19 protein-coding genes are annotated in these 22,218 nt (G+C 60.0%); 10 read left to right on the forward strand and 9 right to left on the reverse strand.

Annotation, left to right across the window (positions count from 1 at the left end):
* Position 1 precedes the first annotated feature (1 nt).
* From BR48_RS0112440 to BR48_RS0112475, 8 genes are all read left to right on the forward strand, one after another.
* Positions 2-967 (forward strand): DUF58 domain-containing protein, encoded by a 966-nt coding sequence (locus BR48_RS0112440; protein WP_036814343.1) that lies wholly within the window; start codon positions 2-4, stop codon positions 965-967.
* Positions 967-1,470 carry a DUF4381 domain-containing protein gene (locus tag BR48_RS0112445; RefSeq protein ID WP_175492270.1) on the forward strand — a complete coding sequence of 168 codons (504 nt, stop codon included), beginning with the start codon at positions 967-969 and terminating at the stop codon, positions 1,468-1,470. The genes BR48_RS0112440 and BR48_RS0112445 overlap by 1 nt, the downstream gene beginning before the upstream one ends.
* Positions 1,457-2,470: a VWA domain-containing protein gene (locus BR48_RS0112450; protein ID WP_027231591.1), complete on the forward strand. Its 1,014-nt coding sequence runs from the start codon at positions 1,457-1,459 to the stop codon at positions 2,468-2,470. Before BR48_RS0112445 ends, BR48_RS0112450 begins: the two co-directional genes overlap by 14 nt.
* The gene (locus tag BR48_RS0112455; protein WP_027231592.1) at positions 2,467-4,035 is read left to right on the forward strand and encodes a VWA domain-containing protein; all 1,569 of its coding nucleotides are present in this window, start codon (positions 2,467-2,469) and stop codon (positions 4,033-4,035) included. Before BR48_RS0112450 ends, BR48_RS0112455 begins: the two co-directional genes overlap by 4 nt.
* The gene (locus tag BR48_RS24510) at positions 4,032-5,393 is read left to right on the forward strand and encodes a BatD family protein (RefSeq protein WP_051614925.1); all 1,362 of its coding nucleotides are present in this window, start codon (positions 4,032-4,034) and stop codon (positions 5,391-5,393) included. The genes BR48_RS0112455 and BR48_RS24510 overlap by 4 nt, the downstream gene beginning before the upstream one ends.
* A 68-nt stretch (positions 5,394-5,461) precedes the next feature.
* Positions 5,462-6,451: a formylglycine-generating enzyme family protein gene (locus BR48_RS0112465; RefSeq protein WP_051614927.1), complete on the forward strand. Its 990-nt coding sequence runs from the start codon at positions 5,462-5,464 to the stop codon at positions 6,449-6,451.
* A 46-nt stretch (positions 6,452-6,497) separates the two neighbouring features.
* On the forward strand, positions 6,498-8,189 hold the full coding sequence (gene aspT / locus BR48_RS0112470; RefSeq protein WP_027231594.1) for an aspartate-alanine antiporter: 1,692 nt from the start codon (positions 6,498-6,500) through the stop codon (positions 8,187-8,189).
* 10 nt (positions 8,190-8,199) lie between these two features.
* The gene (locus tag BR48_RS0112475) at positions 8,200-9,798 is read left to right on the forward strand and encodes a bifunctional aspartate transaminase/aspartate 4-decarboxylase (RefSeq protein ID WP_027231595.1); all 1,599 of its coding nucleotides are present in this window, start codon (positions 8,200-8,202) and stop codon (positions 9,796-9,798) included.
* A gap of 60 nt (positions 9,799-9,858) precedes the next feature.
* Here BR48_RS0112475 and BR48_RS0112480 read toward each other — a convergent pair whose 3' ends face one another.
* Positions 9,859-11,571 carry a histidine kinase gene (locus BR48_RS0112480; protein ID WP_027231596.1) on the reverse strand — a complete coding sequence of 571 codons (1,713 nt, stop codon included), beginning with the start codon at positions 11,569-11,571 and terminating at the stop codon, positions 9,859-9,861.
* 216 nt (positions 11,572-11,787) lie between these two features.
* On the opposite strand from BR48_RS0112480, the gene BR48_RS0112485 reads away from it, so the two are divergent.
* Positions 11,788-12,468 carry a hemolysin III family protein gene (locus BR48_RS0112485; protein ID WP_051614929.1) on the forward strand — a complete coding sequence of 227 codons (681 nt, stop codon included), beginning with the start codon at positions 11,788-11,790 and terminating at the stop codon, positions 12,466-12,468.
* Positions 12,469-12,474: 6 nt separating this feature from the next.
* On the opposite strand, the gene BR48_RS24515 is transcribed toward BR48_RS0112485, so the two are convergent.
* From BR48_RS24515 to BR48_RS0112505, 4 genes are all read right to left on the reverse strand, one after another.
* The gene (locus BR48_RS24515; RefSeq protein ID WP_051614931.1) at positions 12,475-12,873 is read right to left on the reverse strand and encodes a hypothetical protein; all 399 of its coding nucleotides are present in this window, start codon (positions 12,871-12,873) and stop codon (positions 12,475-12,477) included.
* Between the two features lie 133 nt (positions 12,874-13,006).
* Positions 13,007-13,972, reverse strand: coding sequence for a substrate-binding domain-containing protein (locus BR48_RS0112495; protein ID WP_036814345.1), 966 nt, complete (start codon positions 13,970-13,972; stop codon positions 13,007-13,009).
* Positions 13,973-14,000: 28 nt separating this feature from the next.
* The gene (locus tag BR48_RS24520; protein ID WP_081815889.1) at positions 14,001-15,275 is read right to left on the reverse strand and encodes an ABC transporter permease; all 1,275 of its coding nucleotides are present in this window, start codon (positions 15,273-15,275) and stop codon (positions 14,001-14,003) included.
* Between the two features lie 38 nt (positions 15,276-15,313).
* The gene (locus BR48_RS0112505) at positions 15,314-16,888 is read right to left on the reverse strand and encodes a sugar ABC transporter ATP-binding protein (protein WP_027231599.1); all 1,575 of its coding nucleotides are present in this window, start codon (positions 16,886-16,888) and stop codon (positions 15,314-15,316) included.
* Between the two features lie 93 nt (positions 16,889-16,981).
* Here BR48_RS0112505 and BR48_RS24525 point away from each other — a divergent pair, with 93 nt between their 5' ends.
* Positions 16,982-17,686 (forward strand): GntR family transcriptional regulator, encoded by a 705-nt coding sequence (locus tag BR48_RS24525; RefSeq protein WP_175492267.1) that lies wholly within the window; start codon positions 16,982-16,984, stop codon positions 17,684-17,686.
* A 27-nt stretch (positions 17,687-17,713) separates the two neighbouring features.
* Here the strand turns inward: BR48_RS24525 and BR48_RS0112515 are convergent, their stop codons facing one another.
* The 4 genes from BR48_RS0112515 to BR48_RS0112530 form a co-directional block, all read right to left on the reverse strand.
* Positions 17,714-18,286 (reverse strand): DUF1349 domain-containing protein, encoded by a 573-nt coding sequence (locus BR48_RS0112515; RefSeq protein WP_027231600.1) that lies wholly within the window; start codon positions 18,284-18,286, stop codon positions 17,714-17,716.
* A gap of 20 nt (positions 18,287-18,306) precedes the next feature.
* Positions 18,307-19,338, reverse strand: a complete 1,032-nt coding sequence (locus BR48_RS0112520; RefSeq protein ID WP_027231601.1) for an ABC transporter ATP-binding protein — start codon at positions 19,336-19,338, stop codon at positions 18,307-18,309.
* Positions 19,335-20,840, reverse strand: a complete 1,506-nt coding sequence (locus BR48_RS0112525) for an iron ABC transporter permease (RefSeq protein WP_245273463.1) — start codon at positions 20,838-20,840, stop codon at positions 19,335-19,337. The genes BR48_RS0112520 and BR48_RS0112525 overlap by 4 nt, the downstream gene beginning before the upstream one ends.
* A gap of 202 nt (positions 20,841-21,042) precedes the next feature.
* Positions 21,043-22,059 (reverse strand): iron ABC transporter substrate-binding protein, encoded by a 1,017-nt coding sequence (locus tag BR48_RS0112530; RefSeq protein WP_027231603.1) that lies wholly within the window; start codon positions 22,057-22,059, stop codon positions 21,043-21,045.
* Between the last annotated feature and the right edge of the window lie 159 nt (positions 22,060-22,218).

Raw genomic sequence — 22,218 nt, forward strand, 5'->3', positions numbered from 1 at the left:
CATGGCGCCCGCTTCCTCGTCCACGCAAGAAATCTCCGACGGCGTTTATGTCTCAGTCGAACAGCTCGCCGCACTCGAATCGACAGCGCGCGACCTAACATTCATCCAGAGGAACGCGGTACAGCAGCCCCTGACCGGGCGCCACAGTTCCAGGATGCGCGGACGCGGACTGACCTTCGAGGAACTGCGCGAATATCTTCCGGGCGATGATATACGCACCATCGACTGGCGGGTAACGGCGCGCACCAACAAACCCTTCGTGCGCATCTACGGCGAGGAAAAGGAACGTCCTGCCCTCATCGTCGTCGACCAGCGCACCAATATGTTCTTCGGCAGCCGTCGCGTCATGAAATCGGTCACGGCTGCGGAAGCCGCCATGCTGTGCGCCTGGCGCATTCTCGGCTCGGGCGACAGGGTCGGCGGGCAGGTGTTCAACGATAGCGGCACAACGCAGTTGCGGCCGCATCGCAGCCGAGAGTCCGTCATTGCCTTGGGCGACAGCATTGCCGCCATGAACCAGGCGCTGAATGCGCGCACGCCCGGCGAGCGCGCCACAGGACAGCTGGACACGGTGCTGCGGACCGTGGAGAATGTCGCGCATCACGATCACCTAGTGATCATCGTCAGCGATTTTGACGGACATTCGGCAGAAACGCGCGATCTCCTTTTGCGCCTCAGCGTGCGCAATGACGTGCTCGCCATTCTGGTCTATGACCCGTTCCTGCTCGAATTGCCAACCAAAGGCGAGATTGTCATCAGGGGCGGCTCCATGCAAGCAGAACTCACTTTCCAGCAGGCAAAGGCACGCAACGCGATCGGCGATTTTGCCCGAAGCAGAGGGCGCGAATTGTTGGCCTGGCAGCAGGAACTCGGCCTGCCGATGCTGCCGGTATCGACCGCGATTGAGACGGCGCCACAATTGCGCCGATTGCTGGCGCAGACCGCCTGGCGGCAAAGGAGGCGATGATGGCCGATACGCCGCTCGATCTCGCAACACAACAGGCGTTGAAATCACTGGCCGATATCGCAACCCCCGCCCCCGTTGCGCTGTTCCCGCAGACCTGGGGTTGGGCCTTGGTGGCAATCCTCCTTCTTGCAGCATTGGCAATGGCTTGCTGGCATTGGTTCAAGAGGCGACGAGCCAATCGTTACCGGCGCGAAGCCTTGCAAATTCTCGATCGGCTCGAGAGCGATGGTGATGCGGATACGATCGCCCGGGAGGTACCGATTCTGGTCAAGCGCGTTGCGTTGGCCGTCTGGCCGCGCGATGCGGTTGCCGCGCAAAGCGGCGGGGCATGGGTCGCGTTCCTGCAAAATGCCCTGCCGGATCGAAACCTCGGCGCAGATCTTGTCCATATGCTCGACGACCTGGAATATCACCCCACACGGGAGAGCGATCCTTCAGGTAACCCCAAGCAATTGCTCGCAGCCGCACGCCACTGGATCGAGAAGCACCATGTACCAGCTTGATTTGCCCTGGTTGCTGGTGCTGCTGCCATTGCCGGTCCTCGTCTGGTGGCTCCTGCCGCCATATCGCTCGCAATCTGCTTCGGTACGCATTCCATTCTTCGAAGAAGTCACGCAGGCCGCGGGAATAGCCCCATCGACCGGCTCACTGGTTACGCGTAGAACCTGGCCGGAGCTGATCGTGGGAACGATCTGCTGGCTTCTTGTCCTTATCGCTCTCGCCCGTCCGCAATATGTCGAACCGCCGATCGAGAAGACCGAGCCGCAGCGCGACCTGATGCTGGCGATCGACCTTTCGCAGTCGATGGAGACAAAGGACTTTCGCGATCCCGGCGGCAACCTCATCTCGCGGATAGACGCGGTTCGCAGCGTCGTCAGCGACTTCGTCAAGAAGCGCCCCGCTGATCGCATCGGCCTCATCGCCTTTGGCGACGCACCCTACCCGCTCGTCCCCTTCACCATGGATCATCCCACCGTGCAGACCATGATCGCGGAGGCGCTGCCCGGAATTGCCGGGCCGCGGACGGCACTCGGCGATGCCATCGGGCTGGCGATCAAGATGTTCAAGGACACGAGCGCCCCCGAGAAGGTGCTCATCGTTCTTACTGACGGCAACGATACGGCAAGCAAGATGCCGCTGGCCAAGGCGTCGGACATAGCCAGGGACGCAAAGATCACGATACATACGATCGGCATCGGCAATCCCCAAGCCACCGGTGAAGAGAAGCTCGACACTGCCTCACTCGAAAAAATCGCAGCGACGACGGGCGGACGATATTTCTTCGGCCAGGACCAGACCGGGCTTCAGGACATTTATACGACGCTCGACCGCATCACGCCCATGAACCAGAAAACACTATCCTGGCGTCCGCGCATCGAATTGTTCCACTATCCTCTCGGTGCCGCGCTTTCGCTCTTTATTGCTTATCATCTTCTGGCGCTCCTGTTCGCAAGGCTGCGAAACCGCAGCGGCGCTGCGCTTGAACCGGCAGCCAGCCAATGATCGCCGATTTCCACTTCCTTCGGCCGTGGTGGCTGCTCGCGATCCTCGCAGCGATCGCAATGTTGTGGCTGGCATCGCGCCAGTCCGACATGAGGCTGCGCTGGCGCGATATGATTGCGCCGCAATTGCTCGATCATCTCGTCTCCGACGATCCATCCAAGGGGCGGCTGCGGCCCTATCACCTGACAGCAATGCTAATCGCCCTCGCAGCACTCGCCCTTGCCGGTCCGACTTGGCAACGCGAACTCCCGCCCTTCGTTCAGGACGAAGCGCCGCTGGTGATCACCATCGACCTGTCGCAGACGATGGATGCTATCGACGTCACCCCGTCGCGGCTTGAACGGGCGAAGCTCAAGGTCCACGACATCCTTGCCGCGCGGCCCGCAGCGCGAACCGCCATCATTGCCTATGCGGGCTCGGCGCATCTGGTTCTTCCGTTAACCGACGATGCAGCGCTCGTGCGCACCTATGTCGACTCGCTGGCCACGCGGATTATGCCCGTTGCTGGCAAAAATACTGCTGTCGCATTGGCAGCGGCAGAGAAAACGCTTGAAAGTGCGCAAGCGCCCGGAACGATTCTTCTCATGACCGACGGTGTCGATGCGGCCTCCTTCGATCAGGTGGCTCGGTTCGGGGGTAGCAACAACGTCGTGCTCCTTGCGATTGGCACAGCCGAGGGCGGTCCGGTCAAAACCAGCGGTGGAGGTTTCGTCAGTGATGCTGCCGGAGGTCGCCTCTTCGCCAAGCTTGACGTCGACGAATTGAAACGGTTGCAAGGCGCCGGAAACATCAGCGTTGCAACCTTTACGAGCGACGACAGCGACGTGCGCTGGGTCGTGGAGCGGATCAAGACGCATTTCGCGCAGAAGGCCGCCGAAGCCGAAACGCGCTGGCGCGACTTCGGCTGGTGGTTGACCATACCGATCGTGCTACTTGCCGCGCTGTCGTTCCGGCGGGGCTGGGTCGTGCGCTGGGCCGGCGCGCTTGTCGCCTTCCATCTCATTTTCAGCCCCGATACCTCAAGCGCCGCCGATCTGAGCCTTGCCGATATGTGGCTGACGCCGGACCAGCAAGGACGCCTCGCCTATGAGCGCGGCGATTATCCCGCCGCCGCGGCTGCCTTCAGGGACAATGAATGGCGCGGCATCGCACTCTATCGCGCTGGCAAGTTCGGCGAAGCGGTCGATGCATTCGCGGCAAGGGATACGCCAGAAGCCTGGTACAACCAGGGCAACGCTCTGCTTCACCTTAATCGGCTGGATCAGGCGATCGCCGCCTACAAGCGCGCGCTGGAACTTCGAACAGATTGGCCCGAGGCCAAGGCCAATCTCGCCATTGCCGAGAAACTCGTGTCGCTGCAAAAGCAGGAGGACGAGGAACAGCAGCAGGACCCCAATCTCAAACCTGACCAGGTCCAGTTCGACGACAAGGGCAAGCAGGGCAAAAAGGGGCAGGTCAACGTTTCTGAACAGACTGCCAATCTATGGATGAAGAATATCGAGGTCAGTCCGGCCGATCTTCTTGCCCGCAAATTTTCCATCGAGGCGCGAGGGGGCCAGCAATGAGATATTTTGGCTGGCTTGTCGCGCTTCCTCTTCTGTTTGCATCGCCGGTTTACGCCGCCGAGCCATTCGCGGAAACGTCGCTGGCGACACAGGGCAAGATTGTGGTCGGCCAGCAGGTGAGCATCGATGTCGACGTCTACGTTCCGAACTTCTTCACATCGCCGCCGCAGTTTCCATTGCTCGACGTCCCGAACGCAATCGTGACGCTTCCCGACGAGCGGGCCCAGAATCTGGTCAAATCCGTCAACGGCGAAGAATATTCCGGCATTCGCCGCACCTATTTCATTATTCCGCAGATCGCCGGCGAATTTACGCTCCCGACAGCAAGCGTCACGCTCGCCTACGCCAGGCTGCCGGGTCAGTCCACCCCAGCAACTGTAAACCTTCCCGCAGTCACCTTTGTCGCCGCGCAACTGCCACCCGGGGCCGAAGCATCGGCGTTTTCCGCCGCGCGTGCCGAACTTAGTGAGACCCTCGACGGTGACCCGGCCAATCTCAAGGTCGGCGATACGCTTGTGCGCAGGGTTACGCTCTTTGCGACAGGGACGCGGGCAATGATGTTGCCGCAATTATCGTTCGACGTGCCGGATGGCGTAAAACTCTATCGCCAGGCCCCGACCCTCGCAGACAATGTTGCCGGCAGTGGTGGCCGTGAGCGAGGGAGCAGCCGCACCGAGCGCGTCACCTATGTAATGGATAGAGAGGGAACGTTCACGCTTCCCGCACAGACCGTCACCTGGTTCGACACGGAAAACATGCAGGCGCAGCGGGCTGAACTGAAGCCCCTCGTCCTCGCCGTGAAGGCAAAGCCAGCGACGGCCGACGCTATTGCGCCCGATCTTCCGCAGGCGAAGGAAGCACCAGACCGCCTTTCCATCCGCGCCATGGTTGGCATTGGCATCACCATACTCGCCGCCCTTGTCCTGGCGTTCCTCCTCCATCGCCTGTGGCCCCGCATGAAACGCTGGGTTGATGCGCGCAAGCAGGCTCGGGCCCAATCCGAACCCACGCGCTACCGTGAACTCCTGGCAGCGCTCAACTCGGGCGACGCGAAGCGTGCCTATTCGGCGCTCAACCTCTGGACGAAAGCGATGGGATTTCGAAGCGCGACGGATTGGGCTGAGGCAAGCAATGACCGGTCGGTGCAGGACGCGCTGCCAGGATTTGAACGTGATCTCTTCGGTGCGCCGCATCCACCGACACAAGGCAGTGCGCGTATTCTTGCGTCCGCCATACTGGCCTGGCGCGTGAAGTATCGTCGCCGCGACCGGCGATCCGTTATAGTTACGCCAGCGCTTCCTCCGGTTAATCCGCCGTTCGACAACTGGCAGCGTCCGGCCAGAAACAACAGTATGTAACTGTAACGTACTTCAGTCGCAGCGAATTCGCGGCAATGCTCGCACAAGTTGACTTTCGGAGAGGTAGAATGCCCGCCGCAGCCCAAAGAGATGGCTTCAACGACCAGTTGAAATCGGAGGACGGCCTCATCTGGATCCCCGGACGAACCTTCATGATGGGTTCGAACAAGCACTATCCGGAGGAGTCCCCTGCGCACCCGGTCGAGGTCGACGGATTCTGGATCCAGGCCACCCCGGTCACAAACCGTCAATTCATGGAATTCGTCAAGGCGACCGGCCATATAACCGTTGCCGAAAAGGCCCCCGATCCAAAGGATTATCCCGGTGCGCTGCCACATATGTTGAAGCCGGGCTCGCTGATGTTCGATCCGCCGACCCGCCCGGTCACAAGCCCCGATATTTCCCAGTGGTGGACTTACAAATTCGGGGCTGATTGGCGTCACCCCTATGGCCGGCGCAGCGACTTGCGCGGCAAACTCGACCATCCCGTCGTGCATGTAGCGTGGCAGGATGCCAAGGCCTACGCGGATTGGGCCGGCAAGGACCTGCCGACGGAAGCCGAGTGGGAACTGGCAGCCCGCGGTGGGCTCGACGAAACCGAGTTTGCCTGGGGTGAAGAACTGAACCCCGGGGGCCGGCAGATGGCCAATACCTGGCAAGGCATATTTCCACATCACAACCTTCGCTCCCAAGGCGACGACCGGACCTCGCCCGTCCACAGATTCCCGCCGAACGGTTATGGCGTTTACGACATGATCGGAAATGTTTGGGAGTGGACGGGCGATTTCTGGTCCACACGTCATGAGGAGCCGGCGGCAAAGGCTTGCTGCATCCCGCTTAACCCGCGCGGCGGTCCGATCGACGCGAGCTATGATCCGCACACGCCGCAAATCCTTATTCCCCGGCGCGTCCTCAAGGGCGGTTCGCATCTTTGCGCACCGAATTATTGCCGGCGTTACCGTCCGGCCGCGCGGCATGCCGAACCCGAGGACACTTCAACCAGTCACGTTGGTTTTCGCTGCGTCAAGCGCCCGGATCAACGCTCGACTACGACCTGACGCTCAAACACCACAATCGCGCTGATACAATCGTTGGAGGATCTCGATGGTCTGGCTTCATGAGATTTTTCGTCAATCGCCCGAAATTGCCTTGTTCCTGTCGCTTGCCGGTGGCTATGCCATCGGCAAGGTTCAGTTCGGCAAATTCCAGCTCGGCGGCGTTGCCGGATCGCTGCTTGTAGCGGTGCTGATAAGCCAGGTCGGCGTCTCCGTCGACAATGGCGTAAAATCCGTGCTCTTCGCGCTGTTCATCTATGCCGTGGGCTTTGAAAGCGGCCCGCAATTCTTCCGCTCGCTCGGCCGGCAATCGCTGCGCGAAATCGCTATGGCCGTCGTGCTTGCACTCAGCGGCTTGCTGACCGTCATCGTGCTGGCCCGGATGTTTGGCCTCGACAAGGGCCTCGCCGCCGGTATCGCGGCGGGCGGCCTTACGCAATCGGCCATCATCGGCACGGCTTCCGCCGCCATCGGCAAGCTCGGCCTTGCCGCCGATGAAGTCCAACGCCTGCAAGGCAATGTCGCCGTCGGCTACGCGGTCACCTACATCTTCGGTTCGTTCGGCGCGATCATTGTTTGCGTCAACATTCTGCCGAAGTTCATGGGCCGCAGTATTCGTGATGATGCGATGAAGGCCGAGGCCGAACTGCTCGCCGGCGCGCAGGTCTTCGGTCCGGGCGAAGTACCCGCCGCGCCCGATCTCGTCGGCCGCATCTATCGGGTGACTACGGCAGCTGGAAAGACAATTGCCCAGATCGAAGGGCCGACGACCAAGGACGCGCCGATGACCATCGAACGCGTCAAGCGCGCCGGCGCGCTTATTGGTGTCCAGCCTGACCTCCGGCTTGAATCCGGCGATGTAATCCTGGTTGTCGGCCGGCGTGCGGGCGTGGTGTCTTCAGCACAAGGCATCGGTCCCGAGCTTCAATCGTCGGACGGCATGGACCTTGTCATCGTGACCCGCGATATTACGATCAACAGCCCGGCGCTGGTCGGCAAGACGGTCGCGGAAATCAGGGCGGCGACCGCCGATGACCTGCGCCACGGCATTTATGTCACCGGGATCAAGCGCGCCGACAAGCCGCTGCCGCTATTGCCTGACACGCGCATCGAAGCCGGCGACGTGGTCAGCCTTTACGGCACTGACCAGGATTTGCAGAGAGTGGCCAAATCCATCGGCACCGTCATCGTCCCCAGCGACAAGACCGATTTCGTCTTCCACGGCCTTGGCATCGTTGCCGGCCTGCTGATCGGCCTCGCCGTGATCCGCATCGACTCGATTCCTCTGACGCTTGGAAGCGGCGGGGGCGCGCTGCTCTCCGGTCTTCTGTTCGGCTGGTATCGCAGCCGCAACCTTGCTATCGGCAACATGCCGACCGCGGCGTCGACGCTGCTGCGCGACCTTGGTCTGGCAGGCTTCGTTGCGGTGGTCGGACTTCAATCCGGCCTGCAGGCTGTGCAAACCATCGCCACAAGCGGTCTTTCGATCTTCCTCATCGGCATGGTCGTGACCATCCTGCCGCTGCTGATCACCATGGTCTTTGGCCGTTATGTCCTCAAATATGAGAATACGGCGATCTTTGCCGGCGCGCTGTCCGGCTCGCGCAGTGCCAATCCTGCCTTCGGCGAAATCCTCGACAAGGCAGGCAACACGATTCCGACGACACCCTTCGCCATCACTTATGCCCTTGCCAATGTATTCCTGACCCTGCTCGGCCCTTTGGTCGTGGCATTTGCCTGAGGAGAGTTCCATGTCCCGCACAGACTACAGCCAATATGCCAAGCTTAGCCCGTTCGAACTCAAGGATGCGTTGATCCAGGTTGCCTCCAGCAAGGAAAACCGGCTCATTCTCAATGCTGGACGCGGTAACCCGAACTTTCTCGCCACCCTGCCGCGACGCGCCTTTTTCCGCCTCGGGCTCTTTGCGGTTGCCGAAGCCGAACTCTCATTCTCATATATGGAGAACGGTGTCGGGGGCCTGCCGAAAATCGCCGGAATCGAGGGGCGCTTTGCCCGCTATATCGACGAACATCGCGATCAGCCCGGGGTGGTGTTTCTCGGGCGGGCTTTGAGCTATGTCCGCGATCAGCTCGGGCTCAACGCATCGGACTTTTTGCATGAAGCTGTCGAGGGAATTCTCGGTTGCAATTATCCCGTACCGCCGCGCATGCTTCGCGTCAGCGAGGAGATCGTGAAGCACTACATCGTCAAGGAGATGATCGGAGGCTTCATCAGTTCGGACGACATCGACCTTTTCGCGGTCGAGGGCGGCACTGCGGCGATGACCTATATCTTCAACTCGCTGAAGCAGAACAAGCTGATATCGGCCGGCGACAAGGTGGCAATCGGCATGCCCGCCTTCACGCCCTACATCGAAATTCCCGAGCTCAAAGAATACGACCTGAAGCAGGTTCATATAAACGCCGATCCTACTCAGGAATGGCAATATCCCGATAAGGAGATCGACAAGCTTCTCGACAAGGACATCAAGATCTTCTTCTGCATCAATCCGAGCAATCCCCCCTCGGTGAAGATGGATGATCGCAGCCTTGAACGCATCACGAAGATGGTCGCGGAGAAGCGGCCGGACTTGATGATCCTTACCGATGACGTCTACGGGACCTTCGCCGACGACTTCAAGTCGCTGTTTGCGACCTGCCCCGCCAATACGCTTCTTGTCTATTCCTTCTCGAAGTATTTCGGCGCAACGGGATGGCGGCTAGGCGTCATCGCAACGCAGCGCGAAAATATCTTCGACGCCAAGCTCAAGGGCCTCTCCAAGTCAGACCGTAAGGAATTGGACGAGCGTTATTCGACGCTTGTTCCGGACGTATCGAAGCTGAAATTCCTCGACCGGGTAGTTGCGGACAGCCGGGCGGTTGCCCTCAACCACACAGCCGGACTTTCCACACCGCAGCAGGTACAGATGGTGCTGTTTTCGCTGTTTGCCCTGATGGACGAGAGCGACGGCTACAAGGCAGAGTTGAAGAAGCTCATCCGCCGCCGCGAGGCTGCGCTCTACCGCGAACTCGGGCTGCCGCCGGAACACGACGTCAATGCCGTCGATTACTATACGCTGCTTGATCTCGAACATATTGCCCGCAAGCTCTATGGAGATGCATTCGCCGACTGGGTGAAGAAAAATGTGGCGCCGACCGAGCTCCTGTTCCGGATTGCCAGCGACACCGGGATTGTACTCCTGCCCGGCAGCGGCTTCGGTACCCTGCATCCTTCGGGGCGCGCCTCGCTCGCCAATCTCAACGAGTTCGAATACGCGAATATCGGGCGGTCGTTGCGCAAATTGGCCGACCAAATTTATGCGGATTATAAAGGCAAGAAGAAGGGTTGAGCCAGCCGGTCCTGTATCAGCATCCTCGGGGCCAATCCCGAGGACTGCAATGAGCTGCGATCAACCCCGTACGCGCACGGAGAGCGTGGTTCCCTTCTTGCCGGTGGATATATCGAGCAGTCCGTTGAAGGGCCGCAGCCGCGCCTCCATTCCGGAGAGGCCGACGCCGATCGTGTTGCGGTTTCTGCGTTCTATGCCGATGCCGTCATCCTTCACGGTCAAAGACAGCATCGGGTATGCATCGCTGCCCTGGCGCACAAGCCTGATCGTGGCGTGACTTGCGCGCGCATGGCGGTAGATATTTGTCAGCGCCTCCTGGACAATGCGAAATATCGCAAGCTCGACGCCGGCGGGCGGCCGCTTCGTGCCAATTTCGGGCGCCACACGCAGCTCGATTTCAAGACCGCTCCGCTCCTCGAAACCGACGACGAGCAGTTCGAGCGCATTGGGCAGCCCGGACTCGTCAAGCATCGGCGGGTGAAGCAGGTAGGACAGCGTGCGCAATTCCTCATTGCTTTGCATGATCAATGCGGCGGCGCGGTGCAATGCCCGCGACGTGTCATCGTCAGTCTCCGAAACGCGGGAACGGGCGCTGTCGAGTTCCATTGCCGCGCCGATCAGGTGCTGGCCGGTTGAATCGTGCAGGTCGCGCGCGATCGAACGGCGCTCCTCATCCTGCGAGACAAGCACGCGCTCGCTGACCTCGCGAAGCGACTCGTTGGAATGAAGCAGCGCTATCGAATTTCGCCGTGCCATCCATGCGGTCGCCATGAATGCTGCAAGGGCGGTCGCGAGAACCGCGCCATAGACGAAAACCGATTGCCACCAGCCGTTCAGCAATTTGCCTTCATCGATGGCGTAGCTCACGTAAAACGGAAACGCCTCAACCTTTCGGTATGCCACCAGCCGGTTCGTCTGGTCACTTGCAGACACGCTGTTGACCACCCCTGCGGCCGGATTGGCTCCCACGGCAGACGCGAACCACAAGGGCGCCTGGTTGCCGCCTTGGGCAAAGGGGACATTGACGATGACCCTGCCATCGTTCCGCAGGAGCTGGGCAACATCGGACGGCGAAGCCGCCCCATTGAACAGGTTGGAAAAATACTCGAGCGGCATGGTGATCAATATCAAGCCGTCGAACAAGCCATCCTGCCGGTGCAGGGCCTTGCTCATGGTCAGCGAGAGTTTGCCATGGACCCTGCCTATGAGCGGCTCGCCAATGAATGTCTCGCTCAAGGGATTATCGTGCAGGTAGCGGTAATAATCGCGATCGGTGACGCTGAACGACTTGGCCGGAAAGCCCTCACTATAGGCGACGAGCGAACCTTCCCTGTTGACGAGGGCAATGACGCCAGAATGCTTCAGGAATTGCTTTTGATCGGCGAGAAGGCTTGCCACTTTCGGCGACGCCACGATGTCGCTCCAGGGCATCGGATCGATTTCAGAAGAAATGTTGCGCAAGACCATTTCATTGGCTTCGAGGATCTTGCTGACATAGGCTTCAAGCAGCGCCGTCTTCTGGCGCAACTGAACCGTCGATTCGGTGATCATCCTGTCCCTGCTCTCACCCACGCCGATAATGAAGACGAGAATGATCGCGGCGACGCTGAGGAAGAGGAGAAGTCCGTAAGGCAGCAGCTCCAGCGGACGCGAATGCGAGCGGACGCTGCCGCTCAGCGCTTTGCCGGCGGGCGCCATCAGGCCAAGGCGGCGCAGGAGTGCAGGAAGTCCCGCAAGCGCCCATCGATCACCACTTCTGCGCAGAATGCTCAACACCAGTCCCCAGTCACCACGTCCGCCACAGCGGATCCGCCCTGTTATACTGCAATTCTATCAAGTAAAAAGGAAAGTAATTACGAATGTAATTGCCCATCATTGTTACACATTTTCCCGCCATACGCATCGGGAATTCTCCTGATCGCCATGCGCAATGCCTGGGTCAGGGGATTTCGGGTTGTCAAAAGCGAAGAATGAAATACGCTGGATGCCATGATCGAGATTGCAGGAGCCCCTTTGACCGGACCAAAGCTACGAGCCCTACCCGTGACGATCTTCCGGCGCTATTCGGTGGCGGAGCTTTGGGCAGATGGCGTTGTGCACGTTCTGGGCACCACTCTCGCCATCGTCGGATCGATCATACTCCTGACGATCGTGCTCGGTCAGTCAGCGATCGGCACCTCGACCGCGACCGCCATCTATGTCGGAACACTCGTGCTTTCGATGGGCCTGTCAGCCACCTACAACATCTGGCCGGAATCGCCGATCAAATACTTGCTGCGCCGTTTCGATCATTCGGCGATCTATCTCCTGATTGCCGGCACTTATACGCCCTTCATGGCGAAGTCGGGCACATGGTGGCTGCTCGCAGGCGTCTGGGCCACGGCCGTCGTCGGTGTCGTCCTTAAGCTGGTAATGCCAGGACGCTTTGATCGCCTCGCCATCGGGCTCTATCTCTTGCTTGGATGGAGCGGGGTTTCCGCTTATCACCAGCTTGAAGGGGCTTTGTCAGCATCAGTGCTGTGGCTGATCCTCGCTGGCGGCATTGTCTATTCCTGCGGAGTCATCTTTCACGTGCTCGAACGCCTGCCGTTTCACAATGCGATATGGCACAGCTTCGTCCTCACCGCGGCTGGCATCCACTTTGCGGCCGTCTATTCCGTCGTCGTCTGAAAAATTCTACTGCGTATCGACCGTCGGCTGATCCTGCCCGCTTGTTGGTGCGGTGAACGGCATCGTGAACACCTGCCCGCCAATTCCGGCCGCAAGATCGGTGGAAAACGACAATGGCATGCAGGCCTGGATCGCTTCGATTGCTGAACCAACGAACTTTTGACGCGCCTTGTCATCGCCATCGACAGCGATGTTCGTCGGCTTCGGCGGCCCAATCAACGTTCCATCACGCTTGAAGCTGAAGCTGAGCGTTACCGTGCCCTTCCAATCCGAGGCTGGCTTCCAGCAAGCGGCAATCGCCTGGCCGACGTCATCCATCGTCTGCAGCGGTTCGGCGGAGGCCTTGATTGTCCATATGGCAGCCGCGGCGAAGAAAATTGCCGCGGCAATGGCCTGCGTTTTCATGACGGTACCTCCAACAACATGCGGCGCAACAGGTGCGGCCGGGCCAAATCATAGCGCAAAAGGCTGCGATAACAACAAGATGTCGGAGAAATTCGAGCCGCACGTGGACGTGCGGCTCGCCTTGACCAATGCGTTAGAGCCCGTTCGCCTTGAGGATCGCAGGTGCGTTTTCCTTGGTGATCGTTTCCGTTCCAAGCACGATCTTCTTCTCGACCTTTTCGCCCGCGAGAACCTTCAAGGCTTGGCGCAGTCCTTCGGCACCCGGCGTCGGATAGAGGAATGTCGCAGCCAGTTCGCCCTTGTTCACCCATTGGACGCCCTCATTGGGCAACCCGTCGACGCCGAGGAAAAGGATATTCTTCTCACGGCCCGCATCCTTGGCGGCAAGGTAGGCACCATAGGCCATTGGGTCGTTGTGGCCGTAGACCATGGTAATATCTTCATGGTTGCGCAGGGCGGTCGCCATGATGTTGTAGGCCTGATCCTGTTTCCAGTCGCCCGATTGCTTGTCGAGCAAATATTTGATGCCGGGTTCCGCATCCGTATATTTGTGGAAGCCGTCGCTGCGATCATGGCTTGCCTGCGTGCCCAGCCCGCCCCAGATTTCGACGACGGTGCCCTTGGCCTTGCCCTTGCCACCGAGGAGTTCCACGGCATGTTTGCCGGCGGCCTCGCCGATCACAACATTGTCGCCTCCGATCCACTGCGTATATTTTTCGGTATCGACGTTGCGGTCGAGAACAATAACGGGAATGCCTGCCTCCATCGCCTTTTCGACGACGCCGGTAAGGCCGGCGGATTCCTTTGGCGAAATCAGGATGGCGTCGACCTCCTGGCGGATGAAGTTTTCAACGTCGGCGACCTGCTTTTCCGTCTTGTCCTGGCCGTCGGCAACCAGAAGCTCGACATTGGCGTGTTTCTTCGCCTCTGCTTCGAGGTCCTTGTTGAACTGGACACGCCACGGCTCGACGGTGGTCACCTGGCTGAAGCCGATGACGTATTTATCCTTGGCTTCAGCCAGGGATACGTGGAAGGCGACTGGAGCGATCAGGGCCGTCGCGAGGGCCCAGGTGGCAAACTGCCTGCGGGTAATCTTCATTCTCTCTCTCCCTTTGTGGTTATGCGTATTATTCGCCGTGCCGGCCTGTCTCCGTCTGCTGGCTGGACACGGATCTCTCGGGTGCGTCGCGCACCTTGAGCTGAGAAAGGAAGAACATCCAACCACTTGAGCGGCGTTCCTGCAGCAGGACCGCGACAATGATGATGATGCCCTTCAAGACGAGCTGGGTATTGCTGTCGATATTGTTGAGCTGGAGGATATTGCTAAGGAAACCAAAAATGAGTACGCCAACGAGCGTGCCGATCATCGATCCGCGGCCGCCCATGAGGCTGGTCCCGCCGATGACAACGGCAGCGATCGCATCGAGCTCGAGACCCATGCCGGCATCTGGTTTGCCCTGGCGGTATTGTGCGACGTAGAGGATGCCTGCAAGCGCTGCAAGATAGCCCGAAATCGCGTAGACGGTGATCTTGACGCGCCAGACCGGGACGCCGGCAAGCCGGGCCGCTTCCTCATTGCCGCCGATCGCATAGACATAGCGGCCGAATTTCGTAAATCTCAAGATAATCCAGAAGAGCAGGATGACGCCCGCAAAGATGACGCCGGGTACCGGAATGATGCCGAAGATGAGCGCCCGCAGCGCCTCGAAATCCTCGGTGGCATTGCTTCCCGTATAGACGGGCCAAACGGCCGTGTTCTGTCCAGCGGTCAGACGGGCAATGCCGAGCCCGGCAACCATCATGGCGAGCGTAACGATGAAGGGTTGTAGCCTGCCGCCGACGATCACGACACCGTTGATTGCCCCGAGCATCAGGCCAACAGCGGGCACGACAAGCAGAACAAGCAGGACGCTGGCCTTGCTTCCGGAACTCGACGCGACCAGGGCGGCGACGACAAACGCGGCGGCCAAGGCGGCAACCAGTGCGATCTTGGAGAGTCCGGGAACCGCTCCGGTTTGCGTTGCGCGCCGCTGCACCTTGACAGCAAACGATACGACGCCGAGGACGACAAGGAAGGCCAGAAGAAACACAGCTGGAACACCGAGCAGATAGGCGGAAGACCAGCCCTCATTGGTCAGGAGCATCGCGCAGACCACGGAGCCGAGTGCAAGCACCGACCCGACCGAAAGGTCGATACCGGCGATAAGGATCACAAGCGTCATGCCGACAGCGGTGATGCCGGTCACGGAAATTTGCCGGAAAACGTCGGAAAGGTTGCCGAAGGACAGGAAGATGTTGTGTCCCTTCGATGAGACGGGCGAGGACAGAACGCCGACTGCAAACAGCAATGCGAGGCCCCAATAGAGCTTCGTCGCCTTTACGATCCCCTTCAGCCATTCCATGGTGTTCGATGATGCCATTGCCCGCTCGCCTGTATCGGTCATGCCGCTGCTCTGGTCAGGGCATTGCCCTGCGGCGTTGCAAGCTCCATGACCCGCTCTTCTGAAAATTCCTGGGCGTCGATGACGCCTGTCGCCCTGCCCTCGCACATGACAAGAATGCGATTCGACAGCGAAAGCAGTTCCGGAAGCTCCGAACTTACCATCACGATGGCAACCCCGGATTCCGCCAGTTTTTTGAGAAGATCGTAAATCTCCTCCTTCGCGCCGACGTCGATGCCACGCGTCGGCTCGTCGAGCAGCACGACCCGCGGTCGCGTCTCCAGCCATTTGCCGAGTACGATCTTCTGCTGGTTGCCGCCGCTGAGTTCATCGATGCCCTGGTCTGGCCCCTGACAGCGCACGCGCATGGCCGAGATGATGCGACCCGCAACCGTGTCTTCGCGGGCCTTGCTGATCCAGCCAAGCGGCGCAAGCCAGGGCAGCGAAGGGAGCACCGCGTTGGAGCGGATGTCGGCGTGAAGCAGCAGACCCGTCCCTTTGCGGTCTTCGGTCAGGAAAGCGATGCCGTTGCCGACGGAACGGCGCGGGTTTAGCGACTGCGCCGCCTGCCTGATACCGCCGCGTTCTATCGTACCCGAACGTTTTCCAATGGCAGCGCCGAAAATGAGTTCCAGCACTTCGGTACGGCCCGATCCCAGGAGCCCGCCTATCCCGAGTATCTCGCCCTCGTGAAGATCGAAGCCTACATCATTGACAACGCTGTGAATCCGGCCGCGCGAGTTCGGTCTTTCGAGCCCGAGATTGCGCACCGAAAGTACAATCGGCCGCTCCGATACGGAAGCTGCAGCAAGCTGCTTCTTCACGTCCCGGCCCACCATCATGCGAATAACGTCGCGTTCGCTGATCTCGCCCGAGCGGCGGGTTGCGATAAAATTGCCGTCGCGCAGGACCGTGATCTTGTCGGCAAGTGCAAAGACCTCGCTCATCCGGTGCGAAATGTAGACGATGGCGACGCCTTGCCGGGCAAGATCGCGCACGAAACTCGCAAGCCTTTGCGCCTCGGCCTCCGACAGGGCCGATGTAGGTTCGTCCAGCACCAGCACATCGGCATTGAGCGAAAGGGCGCGTGCTATCTCGACCAATTGCTGCTCGCCCACCCGCAGGTTCTCGATATCGGCGCGCGGGTCGATATCGATACCGAAGCGCGTCAGGATTTCGGCGCTGCGTCTTTCAATCTCGGCATAGTCGATGAAGAGGCCGGCTTTAAGAGGTTCGCGGCCAAGGAAGATGTTCTCCGAGACGCTTAAAGTGGGGATGAGGTTGAGTTCCTGATGGATGATGGCGATGCCGTTGCGCTCCGCCTCCTTCGGCGTTGCAAAATCTACCGGCTCGCCGCGAACTTCCATGTGTCCGCCGCTGCGCCGATGCACGCCGCTCAAAATCTTGACAAGTGTCGACTTGCCCGCACCGTTCTCGCCCATGATTGCATGGATTTCTCCAGCATGGATATCGAGGTCAATGCGGCGCAGGGCAACCACGTGAGCGAAGGTCTTGCTGATCCCGCGCAGCGACACAATTGGAGGCTGGCTGTCCAAATGCTCCTCCCAAAACATTCTTCCCCGTTGGTATGTAACATGTTAGATGTTGGGACGGGAGTCAATTGCTGGAACCCCTGGTTTCAGCGAACAATGGGGGGAGTTTCGACCGTGCAGATTCGTTCTGCGAGCAGGGACTTCAAGCAACAGAAGGTCGTCGCCGTCACACGCAAGGACCAGGTCTATACGATATTACGGCAGGCGATCATTTCATCGCAGCTCGCGCCGGGTGAAGCTATCCGCAAGGAAGTCGTAGCGGCCCAGCTCGGCGTCTCCCGTACCCCCGTTAGTGATGCGATCAACCGTCTGGCCGATGAAGGACTGGTTGAGATTTATCCGCAGACCGGCACGTTCGTCGCGCGCCTGTGGCTGGAGAAAATCGAAACGGCGCAATTCGTCCGTGTCGCACTCGAAACCGCCGCAATACGCCGGGCAACGGAGCAGCTGACGCCGGAAACGCTTGAGCGGATGCAGCAAAACCTCGAGCAGCAGCGCCACGCCGCGGCCCACCGGGAATTCGAACACTTCTATGAACTCGATGAGGCGTTGCACGACATGGTCAGCGATGCGGCTGGATTGGTAGGCCTGCGCGAGATCGCATCGCGTGAGCGCAGCCAGATCGACCGCGTGCGACGGCTCCTTCTCCACTACGAAGCGCGGATGGCGGAAACGCTCGTCGAACATGAGGCAATCATTGCAGCGATTGCCGACAGGGATGCCGATCGGGCGGCAAAGACCATGGAAACACATATTTCCCAGATGGGCCGCATGCTGCTGCATCTGCGCGACAAGCGACCGGAATTGTTCAAAAGCTAGAGAAGTCCTGCTTAAGCAGGAAAGGCTCTAGTCGTGCAGCTTGCGGTCGATGGCAGCACCAAGTTCGAAACCACGGAAACGCGCCGTAAATCCTGCCCGCTCCGGCGAACAGGCCATCATTCCGACCGAGGCGTCAGCATCAGAAAACGGGGCAAGGCGCGCCATCTGCCAAGGCGCATCGTTGACAGAGAATTGCACGCGGACCGCTGATCCGTGCCGGGTCAATTGCACCGCAACCTCATCGTCGGGACCTGCATAGGGCAAAGGAATGACCGACCAGTCCGACTGGCGATTGGTGACGACGACGCTGAAATGCATCTGCCCGTCCGTAAACTCGATGCCTGTCTTGATCCAGTTTGCCGGATCAATCCGCAGCAGCAGCCCGGCCTGATCATAAAGTTCGCGGTAGTCGCCCTTGAACCTGACCCGCACGGTGAAATCGCCTGCCACCGGTGTCAGGAAAGCATGACCGTTGTCTCGCTTGAAACCATAGAATGTCTCTTGCCAGAAATCGGTCTGCAGATCCGTCGTAAGTTGCAGTTCTGCGGCATCGCCGCGATGCACCGCGGGTTCATTCAGCCAGGTAAATTGCCTGCTCATTCGTCTCTCCGCGCGGGTGATCAGGCGAAGACGTGCGCCTGACCGATCAAATTGATCTGAACATGGCTGCCCACAGGCGGCAAGTCCAGCCGCGCACTTTTGACCATCAGCGGCGCTGTGTCTGTCCCGAGCGACAGCGCGATCAAGCTGGACGGACCGTTGAAATCGATCCGCAAAATGGTCCCCTGGCAAGGTTGCGCGCCGTTGGACAAGGAGAGGACCACCTGTTCCGGACGCAGCATGATGCGGCCCTTGCCGCGATAGGAACTCGACACCTCGACGCGACCGAGCTCGCACTCGGCCCATCCATCGTCAATCTCCGCCGGCAGGATGATCGCATCGCCAAAGAACGAAGCGATGCCGGGATCGGACGGCTTCATGTAGAGGTCGCGCGGCGGTCCCGACTGGAGCAACTTCCCTTCGCGCAAGATCGCCACCTGATCGGCAAATGACAGCGCCTCCGCCTGATCATGCGTAACCAGAATGGCCGTGATCTTCTCCGCCCGCAGCAATTCGGCAACAGACATGCGGATAGCCTCGCGCAAGCCGGTGTCGAGCGCCGAAAAAGGTTCGTCAAGCAGCATCAGCTTGGGCTGGCGGGCCAAGGCACGCGCCAGGGCGACACGCTGCTGCTGGCCACCAGAGAGTTGGTGCGGCCGCCGGTCGCCCATTTCCCGCGCGAGTTCCACCATGTCCATCAGCGCCAATATGCGCCGATCGCGGTGGGGCGCCTTTCGGTCCAGTCCGAAACCGATATTGTCCGAAACCGTCAGATGGGGAAACAGCGCTCCATCCTGCGCGACAATGCCGATGCTGCGCTTGTACGGGGGTGTGGCGGCCCTGCCCTCGGCCAGCAACTCTCCATCCAGCACAAGCTGGCCCGCATCCGGTACCTCGAAGCCAGCGATCAAGCGCAGCAGCGTTGTCTTGCCCGACCCCGACGGTCCAACGATGGCCGTGCGACTGCCGGCAACGACGTCGATGCTGACATTTTCGAGGGCTGTGACACGCCCATAACGTTTGGTGACGGTCTTTACTGAAAGAAAAGTCATTGTCCGGTCATTCGCTTGGATTGTGTGTAGAGCAGCAAAGTCATGGGCAGTGACAACAGAACCATCAACAATGCGTAAGGCGCAGCGGCAACGTAGTCAATCTCACTGGTCAGGGACCAGAATTGCGTTGCGAGCGTGCGCGTCCCGTTGGGCGACAGCATCAACGTGGCGGTCAGTTCATTGGTTATGCCCAATGCAACGAGCGCCATGCTGGCGGCAAAACCCGGCGCGGCGAGCCGCATGGTGATCTGCGCCACGGCGTTGATCGGCGTGCGCCCCAGCGCCATCGCCGCCTGTTCGAGTTCGACGGGAACCTGGGCGATGCTGGCGCGCAATCCGACGAGGGATCGCGGCAGGAACAGGAGGGCGTAAGCGAGGAGCAGCGTTGCCAGAGTCTGGTAGAGCGGCAGGGCGACGCGGACCGTAATCGTGACCAATGCCAGGGCCACAACCACGCCGGGAAGCGATCCCACATAGTAATGGCACGACTCAAGAATACGCTGGATACGGCCGGGCGCGCGGACGGAGAGCCATGCCATCGGCAAGGTCACCGCCGTCGTCAGGGCTGCACCCGCGAGTGCGAACAGGATCGTTTGCCCAAGAGCGTTGCCGATAAGGTCGAGACGCCAGACGCCGGCGCCGCCAAGGATAAGCCAGCGGCCAAGCGTCGTGAACGGAACGCCGATTGCGAGTGCTGCGGTCAGCGCGCAAAGCAACATTCCCGGCACCGCCATCCAGCCGAGCGTCCGCTTGACGGGGACGCGGGCTGCGCCGGAGCCGACGCGGGCATAGCGCTCGTTGCCGCGAGCGAGGGCTTCAAGGCCAAGAAGGCCGAAGCAGCAGATGACCAGCACGCCGGCCAGCATGTTCGCGGCGGGACCGTTGAAGGCCGATTGGAACTGGTCGACGATCGCCGTGGTGAAGGTATCAAACCGGATCATCACATAGAGGCCGTACTCGGCAAGAAGATGCAGGCCGATCAGCAGCGAACCGCCGCAGATCGCAAGGCGCAGTTGCGGTAGCACCGCAAAGAAGAAAACGCGCCACGGACCATTGCCAAGCGAGGCCGCAGCATCCTCGATCGCCGGATCAAGGCGTCTGATCTGCGCCGAAACCGGAAGGTAGAGGAACGGAAAATAGGCGAGAACCGAAACGAGTACGCCGCCGAAGAGGCCTTGCAGCCCGGGGACGAGACTGACCCAGGCGTAGCTGTGGACGAAAGCGGGAACGGCGAGCGGCGCAACCGCCAGCCAGGACCAGAAACGGGCGCCGGGAAGGTCCGTCCGCTCGGTAAGCCATGCGAGCGTCACCGACAGAGCGATCGATATTGGAATGGTGAAGGCGAGCAGCAGAAGCGTATTGATCAACAATTCGCCGACGCGCGGCCGAAAAATCAATGCCGATACGGCTTCCCAACCGGTCTGAACGGCAATCCAGATGACAAACCCGACCGGTAGCAGCGAAAGCGCCGAAACTGCCGCCGCCGCAGCAAAAACCCACATGCGTGGCAGTCCGCGGCGGCGCACCAGGGGAAATGGGGCTTGCAGCAACAACGCGCCTGGCTGGTCTGACTGGCTTGGCGGCAATGGAGACATTGTTTTCTTCGTTATGGCGCAGACGCCTGCGCGCCCGCACGGAAATGAAACAGCACCCCGACATTGATGCCGGGGTGCCAGGACGACGCCTTATGAACGTGACTGACGTTTAGAGCAAGCCAGCCGCAGTCATCAAATCCGTCACCTTCTTGCTGTTCAGCTTCGAAGGTTCAACCTTGGGCGCATTCAGGTCCGCCAGCGGCACGAGAGCGGCATTCGATGCCTCATCCTTGCCCACGGCGTATTCGAACGAATTGCCGTCGCGCAAGACGGCCTGGCCGCCCTTGCCTGTGACCCACTTCAGGAAGGCCTGCGCCTGATCCTTGTTCTTGCTCGATGCGAGAACACCGCCACCGGAAATGCTGACGAACGCGCCGGGATCTTCGTTCTTGAAGAAGTGCAGGGCGACGTTCTTGCTGTTTTCGCCGGTCTTGGCCTGATCACCGTAATAATAGTAGTGGTAGATAATCGCGCCATCGACTTCGCCGGCGTTCACACCCTTCATGGCAATGCTGTTGCCCTTATAGGGCTTGGCGTTTTCCTTCATGGCCTTGAGCCAGTCTTCCGTGACCTTTTCGCCCTTGAGTTCGAGCAAGGCGCTGACAATGGCCTGGAAATCGGCGCCGGCGGGCGCTGCGCCCCAGCGACCCTTCCAGCTTTCATCGGCAAGATCGACCAGCGATTTCGGCAGCTTGTCTTCGGTCAGCTTGTTCTTGTCATAGGCAAAGACGGTGGAACGAGCGGCAACGCCGATCCAATTTCCATTGGCCGGCCGGTAGTTGTCCGGGACCTGCGCGAGGATATCGGCGTTGAGCGGTGCAAAGAGCTTCGAATTGTCGACGAGCGCCACGGCCGGCGAATTCTCGGTCAGGAAAACATCCGCCGGTGAAGCTGCGCCTTCCTGCACGATCTGGTTGGCGAACTCCATGTCCTTGCCGTTGCGGATCGTAACTTTGACGCCGGTCTCCTTGGTAAATCCGTCGGCCCAGGCCTGCGTAAGGCTCTCGTGCTGGGCATTGTAGACGGTGATCCCGTCCTCGGCGCGCGCCGGCGCCATCATGGTCGCGCTTGCGATCCCGGCAGCAACGATCAGCGTGCCGGCAAATTGCGAAAATGACTTCTTCATGGAAAATCCCCCTATCAAAAGCATCCGGACCCCCGGATGTCCGTTCACTCGATAAACAATTATGATAAAACTCGTCAACTTAGACCAGTGACATTTATGTGAGCGAACGACTCATATTTTCGATTCTCATGCGTGCACAAATATGATTGTCCTCATCGT

It is taken from the genome of Phyllobacterium sp. UNC302MFCol5.2 (assembly GCF_000686005.1).
GTDB lineage: Bacteria > Pseudomonadota > Alphaproteobacteria > Rhizobiales > Rhizobiaceae > Phyllobacterium > Phyllobacterium pellucidum.